Below are 21,037 nucleotides of genomic sequence, written 5' to 3' on the forward strand. Positions count from 1 at the left end.
CCCCCCACTGCGCGGCGTCGACCGCGGTGGCGCGGGCGGCGGTGGGATATCCACCGAGTCTCGAGGCCGACAGGTGGATACGCCACCGCCGCGGTGCGGACGCCCCCGGCGGCGCTGCGATGTCCACCGCACTCCTGAACGAAGGCGTGGCGGAGCCACCGCCGGCCGGTGGCCGCCCGCTCATCGTTCCCCCAGCAGCGCGGCGCCCACGGCGGCCACGGGATGGTCGGCGGGCACCACGCGGACGCGTCCGGCGAGGTCGAGCGAGGCGAGGAACGGCGAGCCGGACGCCTGGTCGAGCAGGGCCTGCGCGACCGCGACGCGGAGCGGCTCACCGAGCTGGGCGACGCCGCCGCCGAGGACGACGGCCGCCGGGTCGACAGTCAGGCCGAGGGCGCGCACCGCACTCGCGACCCCGGCCGCGAAGTCGTCGCGCAGCTGGACCGCCTTCGGGTCGCCGGCCTGGGCCGCCGCGAAGAGCGCCTGCGCCGGGGGGACGTCGTCGGACGGCCACACCGCGGCGATGGCCGACCCGGAGGCGATCGTCTCGAGGCAGCCGCGCTGTCCGCAGGAGCAGATCGCGCCGTGCGGGTCGACCGGCAGGTGACCGATCTCGCCGGCCGCACCGTGCTCGCCGCGGCGGAGCACGCCGTCGAGCACCAGCCCGGCGGCGAGGCCGGTGCCGATGCTCACGTAGACCAGGTCGCTCTCCCCGCTGAGCGCCGCCGCGCCGAGGGCGGCGGCGTTGACGTCGTTCTCGACGACGGCGCGCAGGCCCAGTCGCTCGCCGAGCAGGTCGCCGAGCGGCACGAAGTCGCCGTCGAGACCGAGGTTGACGGCGTGCTTGACCGCGCCCTGTTCGACGTCGACCAGCCCGGGGATGCCCACTCCGACCGGACCGGTCAGTGGATCGCCGGTCGCGGCGCGGAGGGCGTCGACCACACGACCGGCCGACTCCACGACACCGTCGGCCCCGGGCGCGGTCCGCTCCCGGACCTCCGCCCGGATCTTGCCGTCGGCGTCGAGCACGACGCCGAGGGTCTTGGTCGCTCCGATGTCCAGCCCGAGCTTCACCGGCTCCACCCTGCCTCTCGCAGCAGCTCGGTCACCGCGGCCGCCATCGGACGAGAGTAGCCGCGAGTCAGGATCCGGGGCAGCGGTCCGTCGTACGGTCCCGGCCAGCCCCACTCGACGACGACGGCGGCGCCGTCGGTCACGATCTCCGGTCGCCGATGCGCGTCGCGCACCTGGAGGATCACCGGTGGGTCGACCTCCAGCGGCTCGCCGGGAGTCAGCGTCCTGTCGGGCACCAGACCCCACGGGACCTCGCCGACGGCGATGTTGGCGGCGGTCTCGACGCTGACGACGACGGCGTCCCGCAGGTCGGGAAGCTCTCCCTCCACCGTGACCGCGCGGCGGGCGGCGGCACGCTGCCGCTCCGCGTCGATGTCGTACGCCGTCACCGGCGAGAGCTCGTCGAGCATCCGCGCGATGCGCGCGGCCGCCGACTCCAGGCGCGCGCGCGACAGCCGGCCGTCGTGGACGGCGGCCACGATCGCGGCCTGCGTGCGGCGCACCAGCGACGCGGGCTTATCCGGACCGATGCAGAGCAGGTCGGCGCCGGCGGCCAGCGACAGCACGGCCGCCTCGGGGATCCCCCGCCCGGCCGAGGCGCCGGCCATGTCGAGGGCGTCGCTGACGATCACGCCGTCGTACCCGAGCTCGTCGCGCAGCAGCCCGAGCACCGGTGCGCTCAGCGTGCCGGGGAGGTCGGGGTCGAGGGCGGGTACGACGATGTGCGAGGTCATCACGGCCGCGACCCGGGCCTCGACGACCGCGGCGAACGGCACCAGCTCGCGGGCCCGCAGGGTCGCCGGGTCGGCGTCGACCGTCGGCAGCTCGAGGTGGCTGTCCTGGGCGGTGTCGCCGTGACCCGGGAAGTGCTTGGCGCAGGCGGCGGCGCCGGCCTCCTGGTGACCGCCTACCCAGGCGGCGACCTGGGCGGCCACCGCGCCGGCCTCGGTGCCGAAGCTCCGCGTGCCGATGACCGGGTTGTCGGGGTTGCTGTTGACGTCGGCGACCGGCCCGAAGTTGAGGTTGACCCCCACCGCGGCCAGCTCGGCGCCGATGGCGCGGCCGGTCTCGCGGGTGAGCTCGAGATCGTCGGCGGCACCGAGTGCGGCGGGGCCGAGCACTGGGCTGCCGTCGACGGCGTGCAGGCGGGTGACGTCGCCGCCCTCCTCGTCGACCGCGATGACCGCGTGCGGGTTGGCGGCGCGGATCGCCGCGCTCAGCCGCGCCACCGCCTCCGGGCCGTCGGCGGTGTTGCTGCCGAAGTAGCAGACGCCGCCGAGGCCCTCGGCGAGCAGCGCGGCGTACTCCGCGGGCAAGGAGGTGCCGGCGAAGGCCGGCAGCTGCACCGCGAGCGCCAGCGTCTCGAGTGGGGTGTCCGTCATGGGGGTGGTGGTCATCCCTTCACCGCGCCGGAGGTCAGGCCGCCGACCATGCGGCCCTGCACGATCAGGAAGAAGACCACGACCGGGATCGCGATCAGCGTGGACCCGGCCATGATGCCGCCCCAGTCCGTGCCGCGGTTGACGTCGGTGAACGTCGAGAGCCACAGCGGCAGCGTGCGCTGGTCCTCGCGGGTCATCACGACCAGGGCCAGGGTGAACTCGTTCCACGCCTGGATGAAGCCGAAGACGCCGGTCGCCACGAGACCGGGCGCGAGCAGCGGGAAGGTGATCCGGAAGAAGGCCTGCGTCCGCGAGCAGCCGTCCATCATCGCGGCCTCCTCGAGCTCGTAGGGCACCCCGGCGACGAAGCCGCGCAGGGTCCAGATCGTGAAGGGCAGCACGAGCGAGACGTAGACCAGCGACAGTCCGATGACGGTGTTGAGCAGGTCCATCGTCTCCAGCATCTTGTACTGGGAGATGAAGAGGCCCTCCACGGGGATCATCTGGATCACCAGCAGAGTGATGATGAACGACATCCGACCACGGAAGCGGAAGCGCGACACGGCGACCGCCGCGACGAAGGCGAACGCCAGGGCGACGGCGATCGTCAGCACCGTCACCATCAGGCTCATCTTCAGCGCGTTGACGAACTGGTCGGTCGCGAAGACCGTGCGGTAGTTGTCGAGGTCGCCGCCGAAGGGCACCCAGGTCGGCACAGGGTTGCGGATCTCGTTGCGCGCCAGGAACGAGCTGTTGACCATCCAGTAGACCGGGAAGATCGCGATCAGGAAGGCGATCACGCCCAGCACGTTGGCGGTGATCCGCAGCGAGCGGCGGGGAGCGCGGGCCATCAGAGTGATTCCCTCTCCTGCTTGAGCATGGCGCGCACGTACGGCGCGGTGAGGATGACCGTCAACGCCAGCATGAAGATCGCGACGGCGGCCGCCATGCCGAACTCGCCGCCGCCGATCCCGAGCCGGTAGATGTAGGTGCCCAGCAGGTTGGTGTCACGGGTCGACCCGCCGGCCTGCTGGAGGATGAAGATCTGCGTGAAGACCCGCAGGTCCCAGATGACCTGGAGCAGTCCCACGACGAGCAGCACCGGCCGGATGGCCGGGAGCACGACGTGACGCAGCCGCTGCAAGGCACCGGCCCCGTCGATCTCCGCCGCCTCGACCATGTCCTCGGACACCTGCGTCAGCGCGGCGTAGACCGTGAAGGCGACGAACGGCACGCTCATCCACACCACGATCACGGTCGCGACGAAGAAGAACGACAGCGGGCGGAGCAGCCAGGGATGGCCGACGAAGTCGAAGCCCAGCTCGGTCAGCAGGTAGTTGATGACGCCGTACTGCGTGTCGAAGAGCCACTGCCACACGGTGAGCGAGGCGACGACCGGCATCGCCCAGGCCAGCAGCAGCCCGGTCTGCACGAGGACGCGCACCCCCTTGGCCATGTGCCGCATCAGCAGCGCCAGGCCGACACCGATCGCCATCGTCACGGCGGCGTTGACGAGGCAGAAGGCGAGGGAGCGGAGCGTGACCCGCCACAGGTAGGGGTCGGTGATCAGGTCGCGGTAGTTGTCGACGCCGATCCAGGTCGGCGGCTGGCCGAACTGCTGGGCCAGTCCGAAGTCCTGGAACGAGAGGACGACCTGGCGCACCAGCGGGTAGCCGAGCGCCAGGGCCAGAGCGGCGACGGCGGGCAGCAGGAGCGCGTACGGCAACGGCGTACGACGTCGGCGCGGTGCGCGGTCACTCATGAGTCCTCCTCGCTGGTCTGTCGGGGCGTCCGGGCGCGGCACGGCCGGGGCGGCGGATCGCACCGCCCCGGCCGTCCTGCGTGTTCCCCCGTGTGTGGTGGCCGTCGGGTCAGCCGTTGATCTGCTCGTTCATCTGCTCGTCTGCCTTGGCCGCGAGCTCGTCGACGTCGCCGCCCTGGGCGATCGCGCTGAAGAGGTCCTCCAGGACCCGGGAGCCCTCGACGTTCGCCCAGCCGGGGGCGGCCGGGGTGAGCTTGGCGTTGGAGGCCGCGGCGATCGTGGCCTGCGCGAACTCGTCGTCGCCGAGCAGCGGTGCCAGCGAGTTCTTGGCCGGCGTGAGGCCGGCCTCGGCCATGATCGTCTGGTAGTCGTCGCTCAGCATCAGCGCGACGGCCTTCTGCGCCAGGCCCCGGTTGGCCGACTTGGCCGCGATCGCGATGTCGGAGCCACCGAGCAGCACCGGCGCCGGCTCGCCGTCGGAGCCGGGCAGCGCGAAGACGCCCATCTGCTTGCCGAGGGTGTCGGGGCAGCCGGTCTTCGGGTCGTTGATCAGGCCGGTGACCCAGCCCGGCGTCGACATCATGCCGACCTCGCCGGCGCACCACGGGGTCCACGGGTCGGCCTCGTTGCCGTCCTTCGGTGCGCCCGACGCCTCGGTGAAGAGTCTCTGCGCGGTCTCGAGGCCCGCGACCGACTCCGCCGACGCCAGCGACCCGCTCCACTCACCGCCGTCGTCGGTGGCGAGGTCGCCGCCGGCGTCCCAGATGAACGTCGCGCCGTTGCGCCAGTCCTGGCCCGGGAACCAGAAGCCGGAGAAGTTGGCGGGCTTCGGGTTGGCCTGCTTCAGCGCGACGGCCGCGTCGACGAACTCGTCGAGGGTGGTGGGCACCTCGAGGCCGGCCTTCTTGAAGAGGTCCTTGCGGTAGAAGATGTACTTCGAGCCGGCGTAGTACGGCACGGCGTACGTCTTGCCGTCGACGGTCGCCCCCTCGACGAAGCCGGGGAGCAGGTCGTCGCCGCCGAGGCCGTCGAGCTGGTCGGTGAGGTCGGCGAACGCGCCGGCGGAGGTGAACGTCGGGGCCTGCGTGTTGCCGATCTCGACGACGTCGGGGGTCTCCGACTCGCTGGAGAGTGCGGTCGTCAGCTTCTCGACGAGACCGTCCCACTCCTGCTGCTCGATGGTGAGCGTGGAGCCGGGGTTCTGCTCCTCGAAGGTCTTCTTCAGCCAGTCACGCGCGTCCTGCGGCGTGTCGGTGCCGTTGAGCCAGACGCGGATGTCCGCGGTCTTGGGGCCGCCGTCGCTCGACGAGCCGTCGTCACCGTCGTCGCTGCCGCAGGCGGCGAGGGTCGCCGTGGCCAACGTGGCCATCGCTGCGACCGCGAGTGTCTTCTTGATGCGCACCGCAGTGTTCCTCTCTTCGAGCTTCCGTGTTGCTGGTGTTGGTGGTGGTGTGGTGGTGGCCCCGAGACGGTTCTTCAGGAGACGCCGAGCTGTCCGGAGAGGACGAGGACGGCAGCACCGACGAGGACCACGTCCTCGCCGAGCGTCGAGGTGCGGACCACGAGGCCCGCGGAGCTGACCGGCATGGTCCGCTCCCGGATGGTGCGGTCGGCGGCCTCCCGCAGCGGCCCGTCGAGCAGCTCCTGCGGGCCGCTCAGCACGAGCTCGTGCAGGTTGAGGGTCCCGACGACCGGGGCGAGCGCCGCCCCGAGCTGCTTCCCCACCGTGGTCAGCACCTCGGCGGCGGCGCGGCCCGCGAGGCGCCGGCGCAGGTGGGGCACGGCGAGGATCGTCTCGAGGCAGCCGGTCCTGCCGCAGGCGCAGCGCTCGCCGTCGGGATCGACGACGACGTGGCCGATCTCGCCGGCGGCACCGAGGTGGCCGTGGAGCAGCGACCCCTCCAGGACGAGCCCGGCACCCACGCCGATCCCGACCCGGAGCACCATCAGCCCGCCGTCGCCGGAGGCGCCGAACGTGTGCTCGCCGAGGACGGCGGTGTTGGCGTCGTTGGCGACGAAGACGGGGAGGCCGAGGGCGTCGGCGAGGCTGGCGGCGAGCGGGGTGTCGGTCCAGGACAGGTTGGGTGCGTCGATGACGGTGCCCGCGGCGTCGACGACGCCGGGGCTCCCGACGCCCACGCCGAGCACCGGGCGGTCGGTCATCGCGATCAGCTCCGTCGCGAGCCGGTGCACCAGGGCGACCGCGGCCGCGCCGGTGGCGCCGTCGAGCGGGAGCTCGTGTCGGGCCTGGACGATGCCTGCGAGGTTGACCACCGCGCCGGTCATCCGGTCGGTCGCCGAGAGGTCGAGGCCGATGACGTGCGTGGAGTCGGCGTCGAGCCCGACCAGCGTCGGCGGCTTGCCGACCCGGCTCTCGGCCGGCGCGCCGAGCTCGCGGACCAGGCCGTCGGCCACCAGCTCCCCGACCAGGTCGGAGACCGTCACCCGGGTCAGCCCCGTGGTCCGGGCCAGGTCGGCGCGGCTCGCCGGCCCCTCCCGGAAGAGCTGCTGGAGCAGCAGCGAGCGGTGGTGGCGGCGGGCGTCCTCCTGGAGGAGCTTGCCGCGCGGCCGGAGCGGCCGGCCCACCGGTGAGGTCTGGGACACGTTTGTTAGTTCAGCGCACTTACTTATTGGCCGTCAAGGGTTCATCGGAAATTGCCGGTGTCGGAATACCCGGTGCACCGGGGATTCCTGCACTTCCCGGGTGTGGCAACACCCGAGAGGTGCGGGGAGTGCCCCAGGAGTCCCGGCCGCCGCACGAGCGCCCGGTCGCCCCGCTCGACCCGGCCTCCGCACCGCCGGGCTCGGCGGTGCGCGCCACCTGCGCGGTGCGTAGGGCCTACCGCCCGGCCGGCCGCAGCCGCCGGTCGAGGAGCGGGTAGACACGGCGGGCGTTGCGCTCGACGACGTCGGCGCGCTGGTCGTCGGTCAGCGGGGCGGCGTCGACGTACCTCAGGGTGTCGTCGAAGTGGTGGCCGGTCGTCGGGTCGATGCCCCGGGCCCCACAAGCACGCGATCCAGCAGACGTTCTTCCTCTACGTGTGGGAGCCGGGCGGCAACCGCATCGAGCTGTGCAACCCGCTCACGCGCCTGGTGCTCGCGCCCGACCGGCCGCTGGTCACCTGGACCGAGGAGGAGCGGAAGAAGGGCCAGGCCTGGGGCTTGCAGACCATCCCGACCTTCCACACCCACGGGATGCCGCCCGTCGGTTGACCGTCGGAGGCTCTCGATGCTCCGACTGTCGGCCGGCTGCAGGTCAATCAAGGGATGAAGGTCACGCCGCGGTTCCCTCGCCGAGTTCGCCGAGGGGAGCGCGGTTTCGCCTGCATCCCTTGATGAACCACCGACCGGCCCGCCGCGTCCGACCACGGCACCGCCGACCGCGTCAGTCCGCCGTCGCGGCGGGTCACTCAAGGGGTCAGCGACGCCTCGTCGGGAGGCGCGACGGTGAGCACGGCGTCCTCGATGAGCGGGTGCCGCTCGATGTCGGCCTCGACGGCGCGGAGTCGGAGCGCGAGGTGGTCCTCGGTGTCGTCGCCGACGAGGTCGACCGCGGCGACGACGAAGAGCCGCTGCGGACCGACGTACTCGAGGTGCAGGTAGGTGAGCCGCTCGACCTGGGGGTGCTCGAGGATCCCGGCGATGACCCGCGACCGGGTGTCGGCGGTCGGGCCCTCGCCGAGCAGGTAGTCCATGTTGCGACGGATCAGGAAGACCGCGACGAAGGCGAGCAGGAGGCCGATCGCGATGGAGCCGAGCGCGTCGTAGATCGAGTTGCCCGTGAGCTGGTGGAGCCCGATGCCGGCGGCGGCGATCAGGATGCCGAGCAGTGCGGAGAAGTCCTCGAAGAAGACCGCGCGCAGGGTCGGGTTGGACGTCCGGGCGACGTACCGCAGCGGGTGCATGCCGAACCGCCGCGAGGCGCCGTGCACCTGCCGGCTCGCCTGCAGGAACGACGACCCCTCGAGCACGAAGGCGAGACCGAGCACCACGTAGTTCACGGTGTAGCTCGCCTCGTCGGCCGACTCGGCGGCCAGCTCGGTGACGCCGTGCCAGATGGAGACCACCGCGCCGGCCGTGAAGAGCCCGAACGCCGCGACCATCGACCAGGCGTACGTCGCGCGCCCGTACCCGCGCGGGTGCTTCTCGTCGCGCGGCCTGCTGCCGCTGCGCTCGGCGATCACGAGGAACACCTCGTTGCCGGTGTCGGCCCACGAGTGCGCGGCCTCCGCGACCATGGCGGCCGACCCGGTCAGCGCCGCCGCGGCCGACTTGGCGATGGCCAGCAGCCCGTTGGCCACGAGCGCCACGAGCACCGTGAAGAGCGACTGGCCCTGGCTCGGTTCCTCCGGCACGTCGGTGGTCGCCATGCCTCCTTCGTACCCGGCCCGGGGCACGACGACCACCGCGTGAGCTGCGACACGCACGTACGGTCGTGGCCATGCGTCGCCCACCCGCCGGCCTCCCGGTCGCTGTCGTGCTCGCCCTCGCGACCCTCGCCGGCTGCTCGACCGACGGCGCCGACCCGGCGCCGGCGCCCGCCCGGACGACCGGCGACCCGGCGTCCTCGGCCACGGCGTATGACACCTACGTCGCCCTCGGCGACTCCTACACCGCCGCCCCGCTGGTCCCGCCGACCGACACCAGCACGGTCTGCCTGCGCTCCGGCGTGAACTACCCGGCGCTCGTCGCCGAGGCGATGCCGGGCACGGCGCTCACCGACGTCAGCTGCAGCGGCGCGTCCACCGCGAACGCCCGGCAGCCCCAGCGCGGCCGGACGGGGTCGGTCCCGCCACAGCTGGACGCCGTGGAGCGGGGCACCGACCTCGTCACGATCAGCCTCGGCGGCAACGACGAGAACCTCTTCGGCACGCTGCTCCTCGGGTGCACCAGGCTCGCGGCGGACGAGCCGACGGGGAGCCCGTGCACCGACCGTTTCGCCGACCGGGTCGCGCCGGTGCTGGTCACGGTGCGCGACAACCTCGCCCGGGTCGTCCGGGACGTCCACGACCGGGCGCGGCAGGCGCGGGTGCTCGTGGTCGGCTATCCGCAGATCGTGCCGGCCTCGGGCACGTGCGACGACCTGCCGCTCGCACCGGGCGACTACGCGTTCGCCCGGGACGCGAACGAGCGGCTGACCGAGGCGGTCCACGACGCGGCCGACTACGCCGACGCGGAGTACGTCGACGTGTGGGCCGCCACCGAGGACCACGACATCTGTGCCGACGACCCGTGGATCAACGGCCGCGTCACCTCGGCCGCGCGGGCGCTCGCCTACCACCCCCTCGACACCGAGCAGCGGGCCGTCGCCGACCTCGTGCTGGAGACGATCGGGTAGGCCGGAGGTCAGCGCTGGTCGTGCACGACGTGCCCGGCGACGACCGTCGTCGCGACGCGCATCGTGCGCAGCGCGCGGTCGACCGCCGCCGTGTCGGTCGCGTCGACGTCGCGCAACAGCGGGTCGCGGTCGACGAGCGCCAGGTCGCCGCGGGAGCCCGCGCCCACGGTCGGCTGGCCGTCGACGGAGGCGGCGAGCGCCTCGTGCACCGTGAGCGCCTGCTCGCCGTGCCACGGTCCACGGTCGTCGGCGCTGCGGTGCACGGCGGCGGCCATCGCCAGCCAGGGGTCCAGCGGCGACACCGGGGCGTCCGACCCGAGCGCGAGGTCGACGCCGTCGTCGGCCATCCACCGGAACGCGAAGCAGCGCTCCGACCGCTCACCCCAGATCCTCTCGGTGAGGTCGCGGTCGTCGAGCAGGTGCGCCGGCTGCACGCTGGCCCGGATCCCGAGTTCGGCCATCCGCCGCACGTCGTCGCGCCGACACATCTGGGCGTGCTCCACCGAGCCGCGGGCGCCGGTGTCGGCGTACGCCGCCAGCGCCTCCTGCACCGCCGCGTCGCCGATCGCGTGGGTGGCGACCTCCAGACCGCCGGCGTGCGCACGGGCGAGCTGCTCGCGCAGCTCGCTCCCCGAGAGGTTGGGCTGGCCGGCTGGGTACTCCAGGCGGTGCGCGTCGCCGTACGGCTCGCAGCACCACGCCGTACGGGTGTTGAGCGAGCCGTCGCTGATGATCTTGAGCGGCCCCATCGTCGCCCGCTCGTCGCACCCCGGCAGGGTGTCGCCGGTGCGCAGCCCGGCCGCGATCACGTCGTCGAGGGTGTCGGCGTACGTCGCCCAGCGGATCCGGATCCGGTCGCACCCCTGCACCCAGCGCTCGGCCCACTCCTCGCGGCTCGCGCCGAACTCGAAGTCGACCATGCCCGCAATGCCCTGGGACGCCGCGTGGTCGAGCATCCTGCGGTAGGCCTCGGGCGAGGTACCGTCGTTGCCGACGAGCGTGACGAGGCGGGGGTACGCCGCGAACCACTCGGTCTCGCGCACGACCGAGTCGCGCACCGGCATCGCCAGGTGGAGCAGGGCGGTCGTGTTGAGCCAGGCGTGATGGCCGTCGCCGCTGATCAGCACGACCGCGGTGTCGCCCGAGACGGCGTCGAGCTCGGAGACGGTGACCTCGCGGTCCCAGCTCGCCGAGCGGTGGCCCCAGCCGATGACCGGGAAGTCGGGGTACGCCGCGATCCGCTCCGCCACCGCCCGGGTGGCGTCCTCCGGGGAGCGGGCCCCGGCGAGGTCGAGCCGTTGCGAGGCGAGCGTCCACTGGGCGAGGTGGGTGTGCTGGTCCCACAGGCCCGGGATCATCCACCGGCCGTCGGCGTCGATCTCGTCGACGCCCGGCGGCCGCTCGAGGGCGGGGCCGACGCCGGTCACGGTGCCCCGCTCCACGAGGACGTCCACGGGCGCGTCCGGCGCGTGCTCCCGCGCTCCGATCGGGACCAGGCGGGCGTGGCGGATCAGGATGCTCGACACAGGGTCAGACGCTAACGGGCTCCTCGACGTCGACCTCGACCGGCGCCGCCATCGGCTGCGGCCTGAGGAAGACACCACCCACGAACGCGGCCAGCGCGGCGGCGACCGCACCGGCGGCGAAGGCGAGCTGGAAGCCGCCGTTGAGCGCCTCCAGGGGAGCCGCCCCCGCCGCCGCCAGCGACTCGGTGCGGGCCGTCGACAGGCTGACCAGCACCGCCAGGCCGAGCGCGCCGCCCATCATGAACGAGGTGTTCACGACGCCCGACGCGAGCCCAGCCTCCTGCGGCTCGACGTCTCCCATCGCGGCCAGCAGCACCGGGTTGAAGGCGATGCCGGCGCCGGCGCCCAACAGCAGCATCGACGGGAGCACGTCGATCGCGAAGCTGCCGCCGACGGGCGCCCGGGAGAAGAGCGCCAGGCTCACCGCGGCCAGGCCCAGCCCGACGACCAGCGGGGGACGGATGCCGAACCGCATGACGAGCCGGTCGGAGACCCGCAGCGAGCAGTAGGCCATCACCACGCTGGTCGGCACGAACGCGAGACCGACCTCGAGGGCGTCGTACCCGAGCACCTGCTGGAGGTAGAGCGCGGCCAGGAAGAACCAGGCGAACATGGCCGCGGCCCAGAGCACACCCACCACCTGGGAGACGGAGACGTTGCGGAGCCGGAAGAGTCGCAGCGGCACCAACGGCTCGGCGGTGCGCGACTCCCAGGCGACGAACGCCGCGAGCAGGATCGCGCTGCCGACCAACAGCACCGGACGGTCGTCGACGATGCCGTAGACCGAGGTCATCAGCGCCGCCGTGACGAGAACCGCCCCGAGTAGGTCGATGCGTCCGCGGCGCGCGCCGGCGTCGTCGGCGGGCAGCACGTGGCGGGCGGCCACCCAGACGACCACACCGATCGGCACGTTCACCAGGAAGATCCAGTGCCACGAGAACAGTCCGGTGAGCACCCCGCCGAGCAGCACGCCCACCGCGCCGCCGCCCGACATCACGAAGCCGAAGACGCCCATGGCTCGCGCCCGCTCGCCCGGGTCCGAGAAGAGTCCGACGATCAACGACAGCGCGACCGCCGAGACCGCGGCACCACCGAGGCCCTGGACGGCGCGGCCGACGACCAGCAGCCCGGCGGACGGCGCGAGACCGCACGCCACGGACGCGACCGTGAACGACACGACACCGCCCAGGAACACGCGCCGGTTGCCGAGGAGGTCGCCCAGCCGGCCCGACAGCAGCAGGAACCCGCCGAACGTGAGCAGGTAGGCGTTCACCACCCACGCCAGCGCCGACTGGGAGAACCCCAGGTCGGACTGGATCGATGGCAGCGCGACGTTCACGATGCTCGAGTCGAGCACGATCATGAGGTCGCCGAGGCACAGCACGTACAGCGCGAGCCAGCGGCTCCTGGTCGTCAGGTCGTTCATCGTCGTATCTCCTCGGTGGAAGGGCTCTCACCCTCTCCACGAAGCGGATCCATCGAAATCGACAGACCCGCCGAGATTTCCTTCCTCATCGCTCGCCGGTGGACGAGCTGGTCGGCACCACGCGGAGCGAGCACGCACGGCGGGCCGCGCCGGGGCCGGGTCGCCCGGGTTGCGCTTCATCAAGGGATGCAGGCGAAACCTCGCTGCCCTTGGTGAACTCGGCGTGGGAAGCGCCACCCGACCGTCATCCCGTGATGAAGCTGCGGCGGCAGTTGAGGCAACCTGGCACCCGGCAGGCGTCGAGCGGAGGACCGCGCATGGCCGGCCGAGCTCACCAGGACAGCTCGATCTCCAGCTCACCGCCGTCGGACTCGACCTCGACCTCGATCGAGAGGTCGACCTCGTCGGGCACGCGCACGGTGACCCGGCGCCCGTCGCGCTCGAAAGCGACCGCGTTGTTGCGGGCGAGGGCGTCGGCCAGCGCGTGCAGGCGGGCGGCGGCCTCCTCGCGACGGAGGCGCCGCTTCTCCTCGAGCTCGGACAGGTCCATCTTCGACTCCTCGCGTGGTGCGGTCAGACGTGGCGTCGCGACTGGACGACGCGGAACCGGGAGGCGACGTAGGCGCCGTCGGTGTACGTCGCGTTCGCGGCGGGATTGGCGCCGGTGCCGTGGAAGTCGGAGAACGCGGCCGACTGGTTGACGAAGACGCTGCCGGTGAGGTTCTCCGACAGGGCGACACCGACCTCGAGGGCTGCCTCACGCATCTCGTCGACGATCTGGTCCGAGGTCGAGTAGACCGATGCGGTCATCGCGCCGTGCCGGGTCACGGTGAGGCCGAACAACGCGATCGACTCGTCGGTCTCGGAGGTCTCGATGAGGTAGGCGACCGGCCCGAAGCACTCGTTGGCGTAGGCATCGGCGTCGTCGGCGGTCAGCGCGACCAGCAGCGGCGTGCGCACCGTCGCGTCTGCGTACGCCGGGTGCCGGACCTCGCGACTGGCGACCAGCACCCGCCCGGTGCCGGCGGCCTTGTCGACGCGGGCGGGGATGTCCTCGTTGACGATGCCGCCGAGCAACTCGACCGCGCGCGCGTCGTCGCCGAGCAGGCGGTCGAGGGCGCCGCCGATGCCGGCGGCGATGTCGTCGACCGTCTTGTGTCCCTGGTCGGTCTCGATGCCGCCGGCCGGGACGAACACGTTCTGGGGAGCAGTGCACATCTGGCCGGAGTAGAGGGAGAACGAGAACGCGAGGTTCTGGCACATCCCGGCGAAGTCGGACGTCGAGTCGAGGACGACGGTGTTGACGCCGGCCTTCTCGGTGAAGACGACCGCCTGCTCGGCGTGCGTCTCGAGCCACTCGCCGAACGCGTTGCCACCGGTGAAGTCGATGATCCGGACCTCCGGTCGCCGCGCCAGGGTGGCGGCGAGCCGGTCGTCCCGCTCCTCGGCCGCGAGCGTCACGAGGTGGGGATCGAAGCCCGCCTCGGCGAGCACCTCCTGGCACGCCTGCACGGTGATCGCCAGCGGCAGCACCGCGCCGGGGTGGGGCTTGACCACGACCGCGTTGCCGGTGACGAGCGAGGCGAAGAGCCCGGGCCAGGAGTTCCAGGTCGGGAACGTGTTGCAGCCGATCACGAGCGCGACGCCGCGCGGCACGACCGTGAAGGTCTTCTCCATCCGCAGCGGCTCGCCGCGCCCCGGCTTCTCCCAGAGCGTGGTCCGCGGCGTGCGCGACATCTCGATCCACGCGTAGGCGATCGACTCGAGAGCCCGGTCCAGCGCGTGGGCGCCGCCGGCCTGGAAGGCCATCACGAACGCCTGCCCGCTGGTGTGCTGCACGGCGTTCGCGATCTCGAAGATCCGGGCATGCAGGCGGTCGAGGATCTCCAGGCACACCCCGGCACGTCCGTCGGGACCGACCTCGCGCCAGGCCCGCATCCCGGCGGCCGCGGCCGCCAGCAGCTCGTCGACGGCGGTCACCCGCGGATAGCGCACCCCGAGGTCGAAGCCGTACGGCGACCGCTCGGTCGCCACGGTTCCGTCGGCGCCGGGCGTGGCGGCCGGGAACTCGGCGCCGAGCCAGGCGTCGAACGCCGCGCGACCCTGCGGCGCGGCCTCCTCGCCGTAGACGCGTGGCGACGGAGACTCGTCGAAGGCCGAGTAGTACTCGCGGCTCGCGATCGCCGCGACGGCGGCGTCCAGACGCGGCCGATGGCGGTCGAACCAGGTATCGCTCACGGTGCCCCTCCGTATTACTGAAGCCGGTCACACTCTGGCACATCGCGTCGCGCGGCGTACGGCGGCGACGCGCCGGCCCGGGCCGATACGGTGGGCCGCATGTGGGTGCGCTGGATCGGGCTGGCGCTCGCGCTCGTGCTCGCAGTCGCGGCCGCGCTGCTCGGGTACCGACTGGGCGAGGAGGGTCGGCCGACGCCGACGACGTTCGCCGCCGAGCCGCTGCCCGCCGTCTCTCCCAGCTATCCGGTCACCCCGGCGCGGGTCGTGCGCGACGACCCCTACCCGCCCCTGGCGCCGGGTGCCGCGGTGCGGCCGGTGCGGTTGGGGACGGCGCCCTTCCAGGTCAGCGTGCCGGCGCCGCGCGGATGGGTGCGATCGGTGCCCACGGCCGGCGAGTGGCGGTGGTACCCCTCAGCCGACAAGACGAAGAACGTGTACTTCCTGCGGGTGCGCCAGGTCGGCGCCCAGTACCAGTCGGTCTCGGCCGCCGTGGCCGATCGGATCGCGGCCCTCGACAACGCCGACGACGTCGACGACTTCGTGGTGGAGGACCGCCAGCGAGACCGGTTCGTCTCCCACTACGTCGCCGACGAGCACCGCCGGGTCTCCTACGAGGGCTACCTCCCTCGCGGCGGCGACGTCGCCTACCTGTGGGTGGCGGTCATCGGTCGGGAGGCGGACCGCGACGGTCTCCAGGACCTCTTCACGCGGGTGATGGCGGGGGCGAGGACCGACCTCAGCTGAAACCGTGGGTCTCGACGTCGTCGAGGACCCGGTTGGCGACCGTCGTGCTGTCGCTGCGGACCTGCACCCACAGCAGTCGGTTGTCGGTGAGCTGCACGACCCGCTCGACGACCACCCGGTCCTCGCAGCCGGTGAAGACGACCGTCAGCGCGTCGCCGCCGTTGGCGATGCCGTCGATCGGCGACTTCTCGCTGTCGCACTCGGGGTGGTTGGGCACCCGGTCGGGGAGCTCCGTACCGGGCAGGATGCCGACGAAGACGCCCCTTCCCTCGGTGCTCGACGCCCAGTCGTCACCGGTCCCCACGGACAGCCCGGGATAGTCGCCGTCGGCGCCGCGGGGCTGCCAGCCGTCGCCGGCCACCGCCCCGTCCCAGGCCGACGGCACCGTCACCGTGAGGTAGCCCGACGCGTCGGTGATCGTCGCCTCCGCGGGCTCCCGGCCGCCGAGCGCGTAGCCGATGGCGGCGCCGCCGGCCACCACGAGGAGGGCGGCGAGGACGCCGACCACCCTCCGTCTCCGGCGCGGTCGCCGCGGGAGGTCCGGGTCGGGCAGCGACACGTGGTCGCCGAGCATCGACGGCGCCGCCCCCGGGTGGGTGAGCTGGGGGTCGAGCGGCAGCCACGGCCGCGCGTCCTCCCCCTCCAGCGCCGGGGTCAGGGCGGCCGAGAGCGCCGCGACGTACGACGCGACGTCGGGCCACCGGTCCTCCCGGTCGGCCGCGAGCCCGCGGGCGACCACCGCCGACACCTCCTCGGAGAAGGCCCGGCCCGGCGTCGACAGCGGCGGCGGCGGTCCCGGCTCGGCGGCGGCCGCGAGCGACGCGTGCGAGAACGCCGCCCGCCCGCTGAGCAGCAGGTGGGTGAGCGCGGCGAGCGAGAAGAGGTCGGAGCGCGGGTCCAGCGGCTCGCCCTGCGCCTGCTCCGGGGACACGAACGACGGCGTCCCGGCGATCACCGTCAGTCGCGACGAGACCTCCATCGACTTTCCGAGGCCGAGGTCGGCGACCATCGCGCGCACCTGGCCGTCGACGCCGCGGAAGAGCACGTTGGCCGGCTTCAGGTCGCGGTGCAGCACCCCGCGCTCGTGCAGCGTCTGCAGCCCGGCCCCGACCTGGCGGACCACCTCGAGCGCCTGCGCCGGCGTCAGCCCGTCGATCTCGAGCCGGTCGGCGAGCGTGCCCTGGTCGGCGTACGACATCACCAGGTAGGGCCGGCCGTCGTCGATCTCGCCGGCGTCGTAGACGGTCACGACGTACGGCGACTCGACCCGGCGCAGGAAGCGCCCCTCCTCGAGGAAGCGCTGCCGCACGGCCTGGTCCTCGGTCCAGTTGTCGGCGAGCACTTTGATCGCCACCGGCGAGTCGAGCTGCTCGTCGTAGGCCAGCCAGACGGTCGCGAAGGCACCCGCGCCGATGCGTCGACGCACGGCGTAGCGACCGAGACGGGCGGGCATGGGCACCGACGCATCATCGCAAAACGTCGGCCCGATCTCTCGGGGGTCGTCCCTGAGGGGGATCGGGGTCGGCTCAGGGGTGCGTGCCCCGATCTCCCCGATGTGGCGGACCGGCCCGGCACGGGAGGGTCGTGGCCATGATCAAGGTCGACTCCCTCACCAAGAAGTACGGCGGGTTCACCGCCGTCGACGACGTCTGCTTCACGGCGCGGCCCGGCCGCGTCACCGGCTTCCTCGGGCCCAACGGCGCCGGGAAGTCCACCACCATGCGGATCATGGTCGGCCTGACGCCGGCCACGTCCGGCATCGCCGAGGTCAGCGGCCGCCGGTTCGCCGACCTGCCGAACCCCGGGCTCGAGGTGGGAGTCCTGCTCGACGCCTCGGCCCAGCACGCCGGCCGCACCGGGCGGGAGATCCTCACGATCGCGGCCCGGACGATGGGCCTGTCCACGCGCCGGGTCGACGAGATGCTCGAGCGCGTCAGCCTCACGCCCGAGGAGTCGGGCCGCCGGGTGCGCAACTACTCCCTCGGCATGCGCCAGCGGCTCGGCATCGCGACCGCGCTGCTCGGCGAGCCCGAGGTGCTCATCCTCGACGAGCCGGCGAACGGCCTCGACCCGGCCGGCATCCGCTGGATGCGCGACCTGCTGCGCGGGTACGCCGACCAGGGCGGCACCGTGCTGCTCTCCAGCCACCTGCTGCACGAGATCGAGGTGATCGCCGACGATCTCGTCGTCATCGGCCAGGGCCGGATCGTGGCCCAGGGCACCAAGGCCGAGCTGCTCGCGTCCGCGGGCACCCTGGTCCGCACCTCCGACGTCCCCACCCTCGCTCGCGCGCTCGTCGACGCGGACCTCGACTTCGTCGAGAGCGCCGCCACCGCCGGGGCCGACGCGCTGCGGGTGGAGGCCGACCCCGAGCTCGTCGGCCAGGTCGCGCAGCGCGCGGGCGTCGCGCTCGCCGAGCTGCGCGCCGCCGACGGCGCCGGCCTCGAGGAGATGTTCCTCGAGCTCACCGCAGAGACCCAGCGTGAAGGAGCAGCAGCATGACCGCCACCACCGTCGAGACCCTCGAGCCCGAGGCCGTACGCGCGGCGCGCCCGGCCCCGACGCGGATCCCGATGTCTCGGATCATGGGCGTCGAGCTCCGCAAGTCGTTCGACACCAGATCGGGCTTCTGGCTGATGGCGAGCATCGGCATCCTCGCCGTCATCGCCACCTCGGCCACGATCCTCTTCGCGCCCGACGACGAGCTCACCTACGAGTCGTTCGCCACCGCGATCGGCTTCCCGATGGCGGTGCTGCTGCCGATCATCGCCGCGCTGTCCGTGACGAGCGAGTGGAGTCAGCGCACCGGCCTCACGTCGTTCACGCTCGTCCCCCACCGCGGCCGCGTCATCGTCGCGAAGCTGGGTGTCACCATCGGTGTCGGCGTCGTGTCGATGCTGGTCGCCGCCGCCATCGGCGCCCTCGGCAACGTGGTCGGCACCGCCATCACCGGCACCGACACGGTGTGGAACGTGAGTGTCGCCGAGCTCGCCTACATCATCCTCGCGAGCGTGCTCGGGATGCTGGTGGGCTTCACGCTCGGTGTGCTGATGCGCAGCTCGGCCGCCGCCGTCGTCGGCTACTTCGTCTACGGCTTCGCGCTGCCGCCGCTGTCGATGATGCTCGCCGCGAGCCAGGACTGGTGGGACCGGCTCCAGCCGTGGGTCGACTTCTACTACGCACAGGGCAGCCTCTACGAGGGCCAGGTCAGCGGCACCGAGTGGGCGCACCTCGGGGTCGCCGGACTCATCTGGCTCGTCGTGCCGCTCACGATCGGCCTGTGGTCGGTGCTGCGGTCCGAGGTCAAGTAGGCCTTGTCGCTTCGTCCTCGGCCGTCGCGAGCGTCGCCCAGCGCGTGCGCTGGCAAGGCGGAGGAGGGAGGCGGGACGGAGTCCCGGTGACCGACGACAACGCAGTCCAGCATGCCGCTGGGCGGCGCGCAGCAGGCCATGGGACGAAGTGACGTGGCCATCACGAAGCGGTCACCCTTCCCCGTCGTCGCGCACAATGGTGCCGACGACGGGGAAGAGGTATGTGCGTGAACGACCAAGGACCGGGTCCCGACGAGATCGACGAGCTCGCCCGACGGGCGCAGGACGGTGACCGCGACGCGCTCGAGGCGCTGCTGGCCGCCGTCCGCCCGCGCACGCTCAACGTCTGCCGCGGCGTGCTCCCCCACCTGCCGGACGCCGAGGACGCGTGCCAGGAGGCGTTGATCAACGTCGCCTCCAAGATCGGCTCGTGGGGCCGGCAGGGCCGGTTCACCACCTGGCTGCACGTCGTCGCCGTCAACAGCGCGCGCTCGACGTACCGCCGCCTCAAGAACCAGGCGACACCGCGCGACCCGATGGAGCACGCCGGCGTCGAGCGGCCGGACCCGCGCACCACCAGCGTCATCGCCGGCACCCGGCTCGACCTGCTCGAGGCCATGGAGGCCATCGAGAAGGACCATCCGCAGTTCGTGGAGCCGCTGCTCCTGCGCGACGTCTACGGGCTCCCGTACGACGAGATCGCCCGGCTCGTCGGGGCGCCGCTCGGCACGGTGAAGGCCCAGATCCACCACGGTCGCAAGCTCGCCCGACCGCTGCTCCGGGGCGGCGAGTGAAGGCACGGCTCGCTGCCGCCCTCGCGGCGGCGCTGCTGCTCACGGGCTGCACGTCGGGGAGCGACGAGCCGGGCGACTCGCCGTCGCCGGCGCCCGCGGCATCACCGACCCCGGAGCGCGACCTCGGCGTCAGCACCCCCGTCGAGGACCGGGTCTACCCGGACGTCGGGGACCCGGGCGTCGACGCGCTCAGCTACGACCTCGACCTCACCTGGGACCCGGCGACCAGCACGCTCGAGGCGCAGGAGGAGATCCGGCTGCGCTCGACCCGGGCCGCCGACCACCTCCAGCTCGACCTCGACGACGACCTCCACGTCGCGCGCGTGACAGTCGACGGACGGCCCGCGGCGTTCGACCACGACGGCAAGGACCTCGTCGTCGCGCACCGGGTGCGGGCGGACGACCGCTACACCCTGGTCGTCGACTACGCGGGCACGCCGCGGCCGGTGCCGGCTCCGACGAAGCGCCAGGACTTCGACACGACCGGCTGGACCACGACACCCGACGGCGAGGTCTGGACCATGCAGGAGCCGTACGGCGCCTACTCCTGGTACGCCGTCAACGACCAGCCGTCGGACAAGGCGCTCTACTCGTTCCGCATCTCGGTCCCGTCGCCGTGGGTGGGCGTCGCGAACGGCCGGCTGCTCTCGCGCGCGGAGCGCAACGGGAGCACAGTCACCCGCTGGGCACTCGACGAGCCGGCGTCGTCGTACCTCGTCACGATCGCGATCGGCGACCTGGTGATGACGGAGGACCGCTCGGCGTCGGGCGTGCCGATGACCTACTGGACGCCGCGCGGGCGCGCCGACCTCCTCGAGCGGGTGCGGCTGGCGCCGGCCGGCCTCGGGTGGCTGGAGGAGCGACTCGGCGCCTTCCCGTTCAGCTCGCTGGGGTTCCTCGTCGTCGAGTCGAAGAGCGGCATGGAGACCCAGACCATGATCACGCTCGGCGACACCCGGTACGCCACCTCGCCCGAGGTGCTCGTGCACGAGATGGCACACCAGTGGTACGGCGACCAGGTCACCCCGGTCGACTGGCGCGACGTCTGGATGAACGAGGGCATGGCGATGTTCCTCCAGGCCACCTGGCAGGACCAGCTCCAGGACCAGCCGATCGAGCAGACCATGGACTACTGGGCCGAGCTCGACGCGCAGCTGCGCGAGGACTACGGGCCGCCGGCCAACTACGACGCCGACGCCTTCGGCGGCTCCAACGTCTACACCAGCCCCGCGCTGATGTGGGACGAGCTGCGCAAGCGGATCGGCGACGACCTCTTCTGGCGGCTCGTCCGCGACTGGCCGGCCGCCCACGACAACGGCAACGCCGACTACGACGACATCACCGCCTGGTGGTCGGAGCAGTCGGGCGAGGACCTGTCGGGCCTCTTCGACGACTGGCTGCTCGGCGAGACCACGCCCGAGCGGAGCTCCTGACGTCTGCCG

At 72.7% G+C, this 21,037-nt stretch carries 19 protein-coding genes; 7 read left to right on the forward strand and 12 right to left on the reverse strand.

Going from position 1 to position 21,037, the window contains the following annotated elements; translation table 11 throughout:
- Positions 1–180 precede the first annotated feature (180 nt).
- The 6 genes from PZ894_RS11810 to PZ894_RS11835 all read right to left on the reverse strand — a co-directional run bounded on the left by PZ894_RS11810 (position 181) and on the right by PZ894_RS11835 (position 6,822).
- The gene (locus tag PZ894_RS11810; protein ID WP_275744987.1) at positions 181–1,074 is read right to left on the reverse strand and encodes an ROK family protein; all 894 of its coding nucleotides are present in this window, start codon (positions 1,072–1,074) and stop codon (positions 181–183) included.
- Positions 1,071–2,471: a glycoside hydrolase family 3 N-terminal domain-containing protein gene (locus tag PZ894_RS11815; protein ID WP_275744988.1), complete on the reverse strand. Its 1,401-nt coding sequence runs from the start codon at positions 2,469–2,471 to the stop codon at positions 1,071–1,073. Before PZ894_RS11815 ends, PZ894_RS11810 begins: the two co-directional genes overlap by 4 nt.
- Positions 2,468–3,307 (reverse strand): carbohydrate ABC transporter permease, encoded by an 840-nt coding sequence (locus tag PZ894_RS11820; RefSeq protein WP_275744989.1) that lies wholly within the window; start codon positions 3,305–3,307, stop codon positions 2,468–2,470. The genes PZ894_RS11815 and PZ894_RS11820 overlap by 4 nt, the downstream gene beginning before the upstream one ends.
- Complete coding sequence (locus PZ894_RS11825) at positions 3,307–4,218, reverse strand: sugar ABC transporter permease (RefSeq protein WP_275744990.1); 912 nt, start codon at positions 4,216–4,218, stop codon at positions 3,307–3,309. Before PZ894_RS11825 ends, PZ894_RS11820 begins: the two co-directional genes overlap by 1 nt.
- 109 nt (positions 4,219–4,327) lie before the next feature.
- Positions 4,328–5,620 carry an extracellular solute-binding protein gene (locus PZ894_RS11830; protein ID WP_275744992.1) on the reverse strand — a complete coding sequence of 431 codons (1,293 nt, stop codon included), beginning with the start codon at positions 5,618–5,620 and terminating at the stop codon, positions 4,328–4,330.
- Positions 5,621–5,694: 74 nt separating this feature from the next.
- Positions 5,695–6,822, reverse strand: coding sequence for an ROK family transcriptional regulator (locus PZ894_RS11835; protein ID WP_275744993.1), 1,128 nt, complete (start codon positions 6,820–6,822; stop codon positions 5,695–5,697).
- Positions 6,823–7,257: 435 nt separating this feature from the next.
- Here PZ894_RS11835 and PZ894_RS11840 point away from each other — a divergent pair, with 435 nt between their 5' ends.
- Complete coding sequence (locus tag PZ894_RS11840) at positions 7,258–7,431, forward strand: hypothetical protein (protein ID WP_275744995.1); 174 nt, start codon at positions 7,258–7,260, stop codon at positions 7,429–7,431.
- 197 nt (positions 7,432–7,628) lie between these two features.
- Here the strand turns inward: PZ894_RS11840 and PZ894_RS11845 are convergent, their stop codons facing one another.
- A complete protein-coding gene (locus PZ894_RS11845; RefSeq protein WP_275744996.1) occupies positions 7,629–8,588 on the reverse strand; it encodes a cation diffusion facilitator family transporter in 960 nt (319 codons plus the stop codon).
- Positions 8,589–8,659: 71 nt separating this feature from the next.
- On the opposite strand from PZ894_RS11845, the gene PZ894_RS11850 reads away from it, so the two are divergent.
- Positions 8,660–9,556, forward strand: coding sequence for an SGNH/GDSL hydrolase family protein (locus PZ894_RS11850; protein WP_275744997.1), 897 nt, complete (start codon positions 8,660–8,662; stop codon positions 9,554–9,556).
- Positions 9,557–9,564: 8 nt separating this feature from the next.
- Here PZ894_RS11850 and PZ894_RS11855 read toward each other — a convergent pair whose 3' ends face one another.
- From PZ894_RS11855 to paaN, 4 genes are all read right to left on the reverse strand, one after another.
- Entirely contained in the window at positions 9,565–11,082 is a 1,518-nt protein-coding gene (locus PZ894_RS11855; RefSeq protein WP_275744998.1) for an amidohydrolase family protein, read from the reverse strand.
- A gap of 4 nt (positions 11,083–11,086) precedes the next feature.
- The gene (locus PZ894_RS11860; protein WP_275744999.1) at positions 11,087–12,508 is read right to left on the reverse strand and encodes a DHA2 family efflux MFS transporter permease subunit; all 1,422 of its coding nucleotides are present in this window, start codon (positions 12,506–12,508) and stop codon (positions 11,087–11,089) included.
- A gap of 331 nt (positions 12,509–12,839) precedes the next feature.
- On the reverse strand, positions 12,840–13,058 hold the full coding sequence (locus tag PZ894_RS11865; protein WP_275745001.1) for an amphi-Trp domain-containing protein: 219 nt from the start codon (positions 13,056–13,058) through the stop codon (positions 12,840–12,842).
- A gap of 23 nt (positions 13,059–13,081) precedes the next feature.
- On the reverse strand, positions 13,082–14,746 hold the full coding sequence (paaN, locus tag PZ894_RS11870) for a phenylacetic acid degradation protein PaaN (RefSeq protein ID WP_275745002.1): 1,665 nt from the start codon (positions 14,744–14,746) through the stop codon (positions 13,082–13,084).
- 99 nt (positions 14,747–14,845) lie between these two features.
- Between paaN and PZ894_RS11875 the strand changes: the two genes are divergently transcribed.
- Positions 14,846–15,490 carry a hypothetical protein gene (locus tag PZ894_RS11875; protein WP_275745003.1) on the forward strand — a complete coding sequence of 215 codons (645 nt, stop codon included), beginning with the start codon at positions 14,846–14,848 and terminating at the stop codon, positions 15,488–15,490.
- On the opposite strand, the gene PZ894_RS11880 is transcribed toward PZ894_RS11875, so the two are convergent.
- The gene (locus tag PZ894_RS11880) at positions 15,483–16,943 is read right to left on the reverse strand and encodes a serine/threonine-protein kinase (RefSeq protein ID WP_275745005.1); all 1,461 of its coding nucleotides are present in this window, start codon (positions 16,941–16,943) and stop codon (positions 15,483–15,485) included. The genes PZ894_RS11875 and PZ894_RS11880 overlap by 8 nt on opposite strands.
- Positions 16,944–17,080: 137 nt before the next feature.
- Between PZ894_RS11880 and PZ894_RS11885 the strand changes: the two genes are divergently transcribed.
- The 4 genes from PZ894_RS11885 to PZ894_RS11900 all read left to right on the forward strand — a co-directional run bounded on the left by PZ894_RS11885 (position 17,081) and on the right by PZ894_RS11900 (position 21,028).
- On the forward strand, positions 17,081–17,992 hold the full coding sequence (locus PZ894_RS11885; protein WP_275745007.1) for an ATP-binding cassette domain-containing protein: 912 nt from the start codon (positions 17,081–17,083) through the stop codon (positions 17,990–17,992).
- On the forward strand, positions 17,989–18,801 hold the full coding sequence (locus tag PZ894_RS11890) for an ABC transporter permease (RefSeq protein WP_275745009.1): 813 nt from the start codon (positions 17,989–17,991) through the stop codon (positions 18,799–18,801). The genes PZ894_RS11885 and PZ894_RS11890 overlap by 4 nt, the downstream gene beginning before the upstream one ends.
- 227 nt (positions 18,802–19,028) lie before the next feature.
- Positions 19,029–19,595: an RNA polymerase sigma factor gene (locus tag PZ894_RS11895; RefSeq protein ID WP_275745010.1), complete on the forward strand. Its 567-nt coding sequence runs from the start codon at positions 19,029–19,031 to the stop codon at positions 19,593–19,595.
- Positions 19,592–21,028 carry a M1 family metallopeptidase gene (locus tag PZ894_RS11900; protein WP_275745011.1) on the forward strand — a complete coding sequence of 479 codons (1,437 nt, stop codon included), beginning with the start codon at positions 19,592–19,594 and terminating at the stop codon, positions 21,026–21,028. Before PZ894_RS11895 ends, PZ894_RS11900 begins: the two co-directional genes overlap by 4 nt.
- Positions 21,029–21,037: the final 9 nt, after the last annotated feature.

Source organism: Nocardioides sp. YIM 152315, from assembly GCF_029210375.1.
Classification (GTDB): domain Bacteria; phylum Actinomycetota; class Actinomycetes; order Propionibacteriales; family Nocardioidaceae; genus Nocardioides.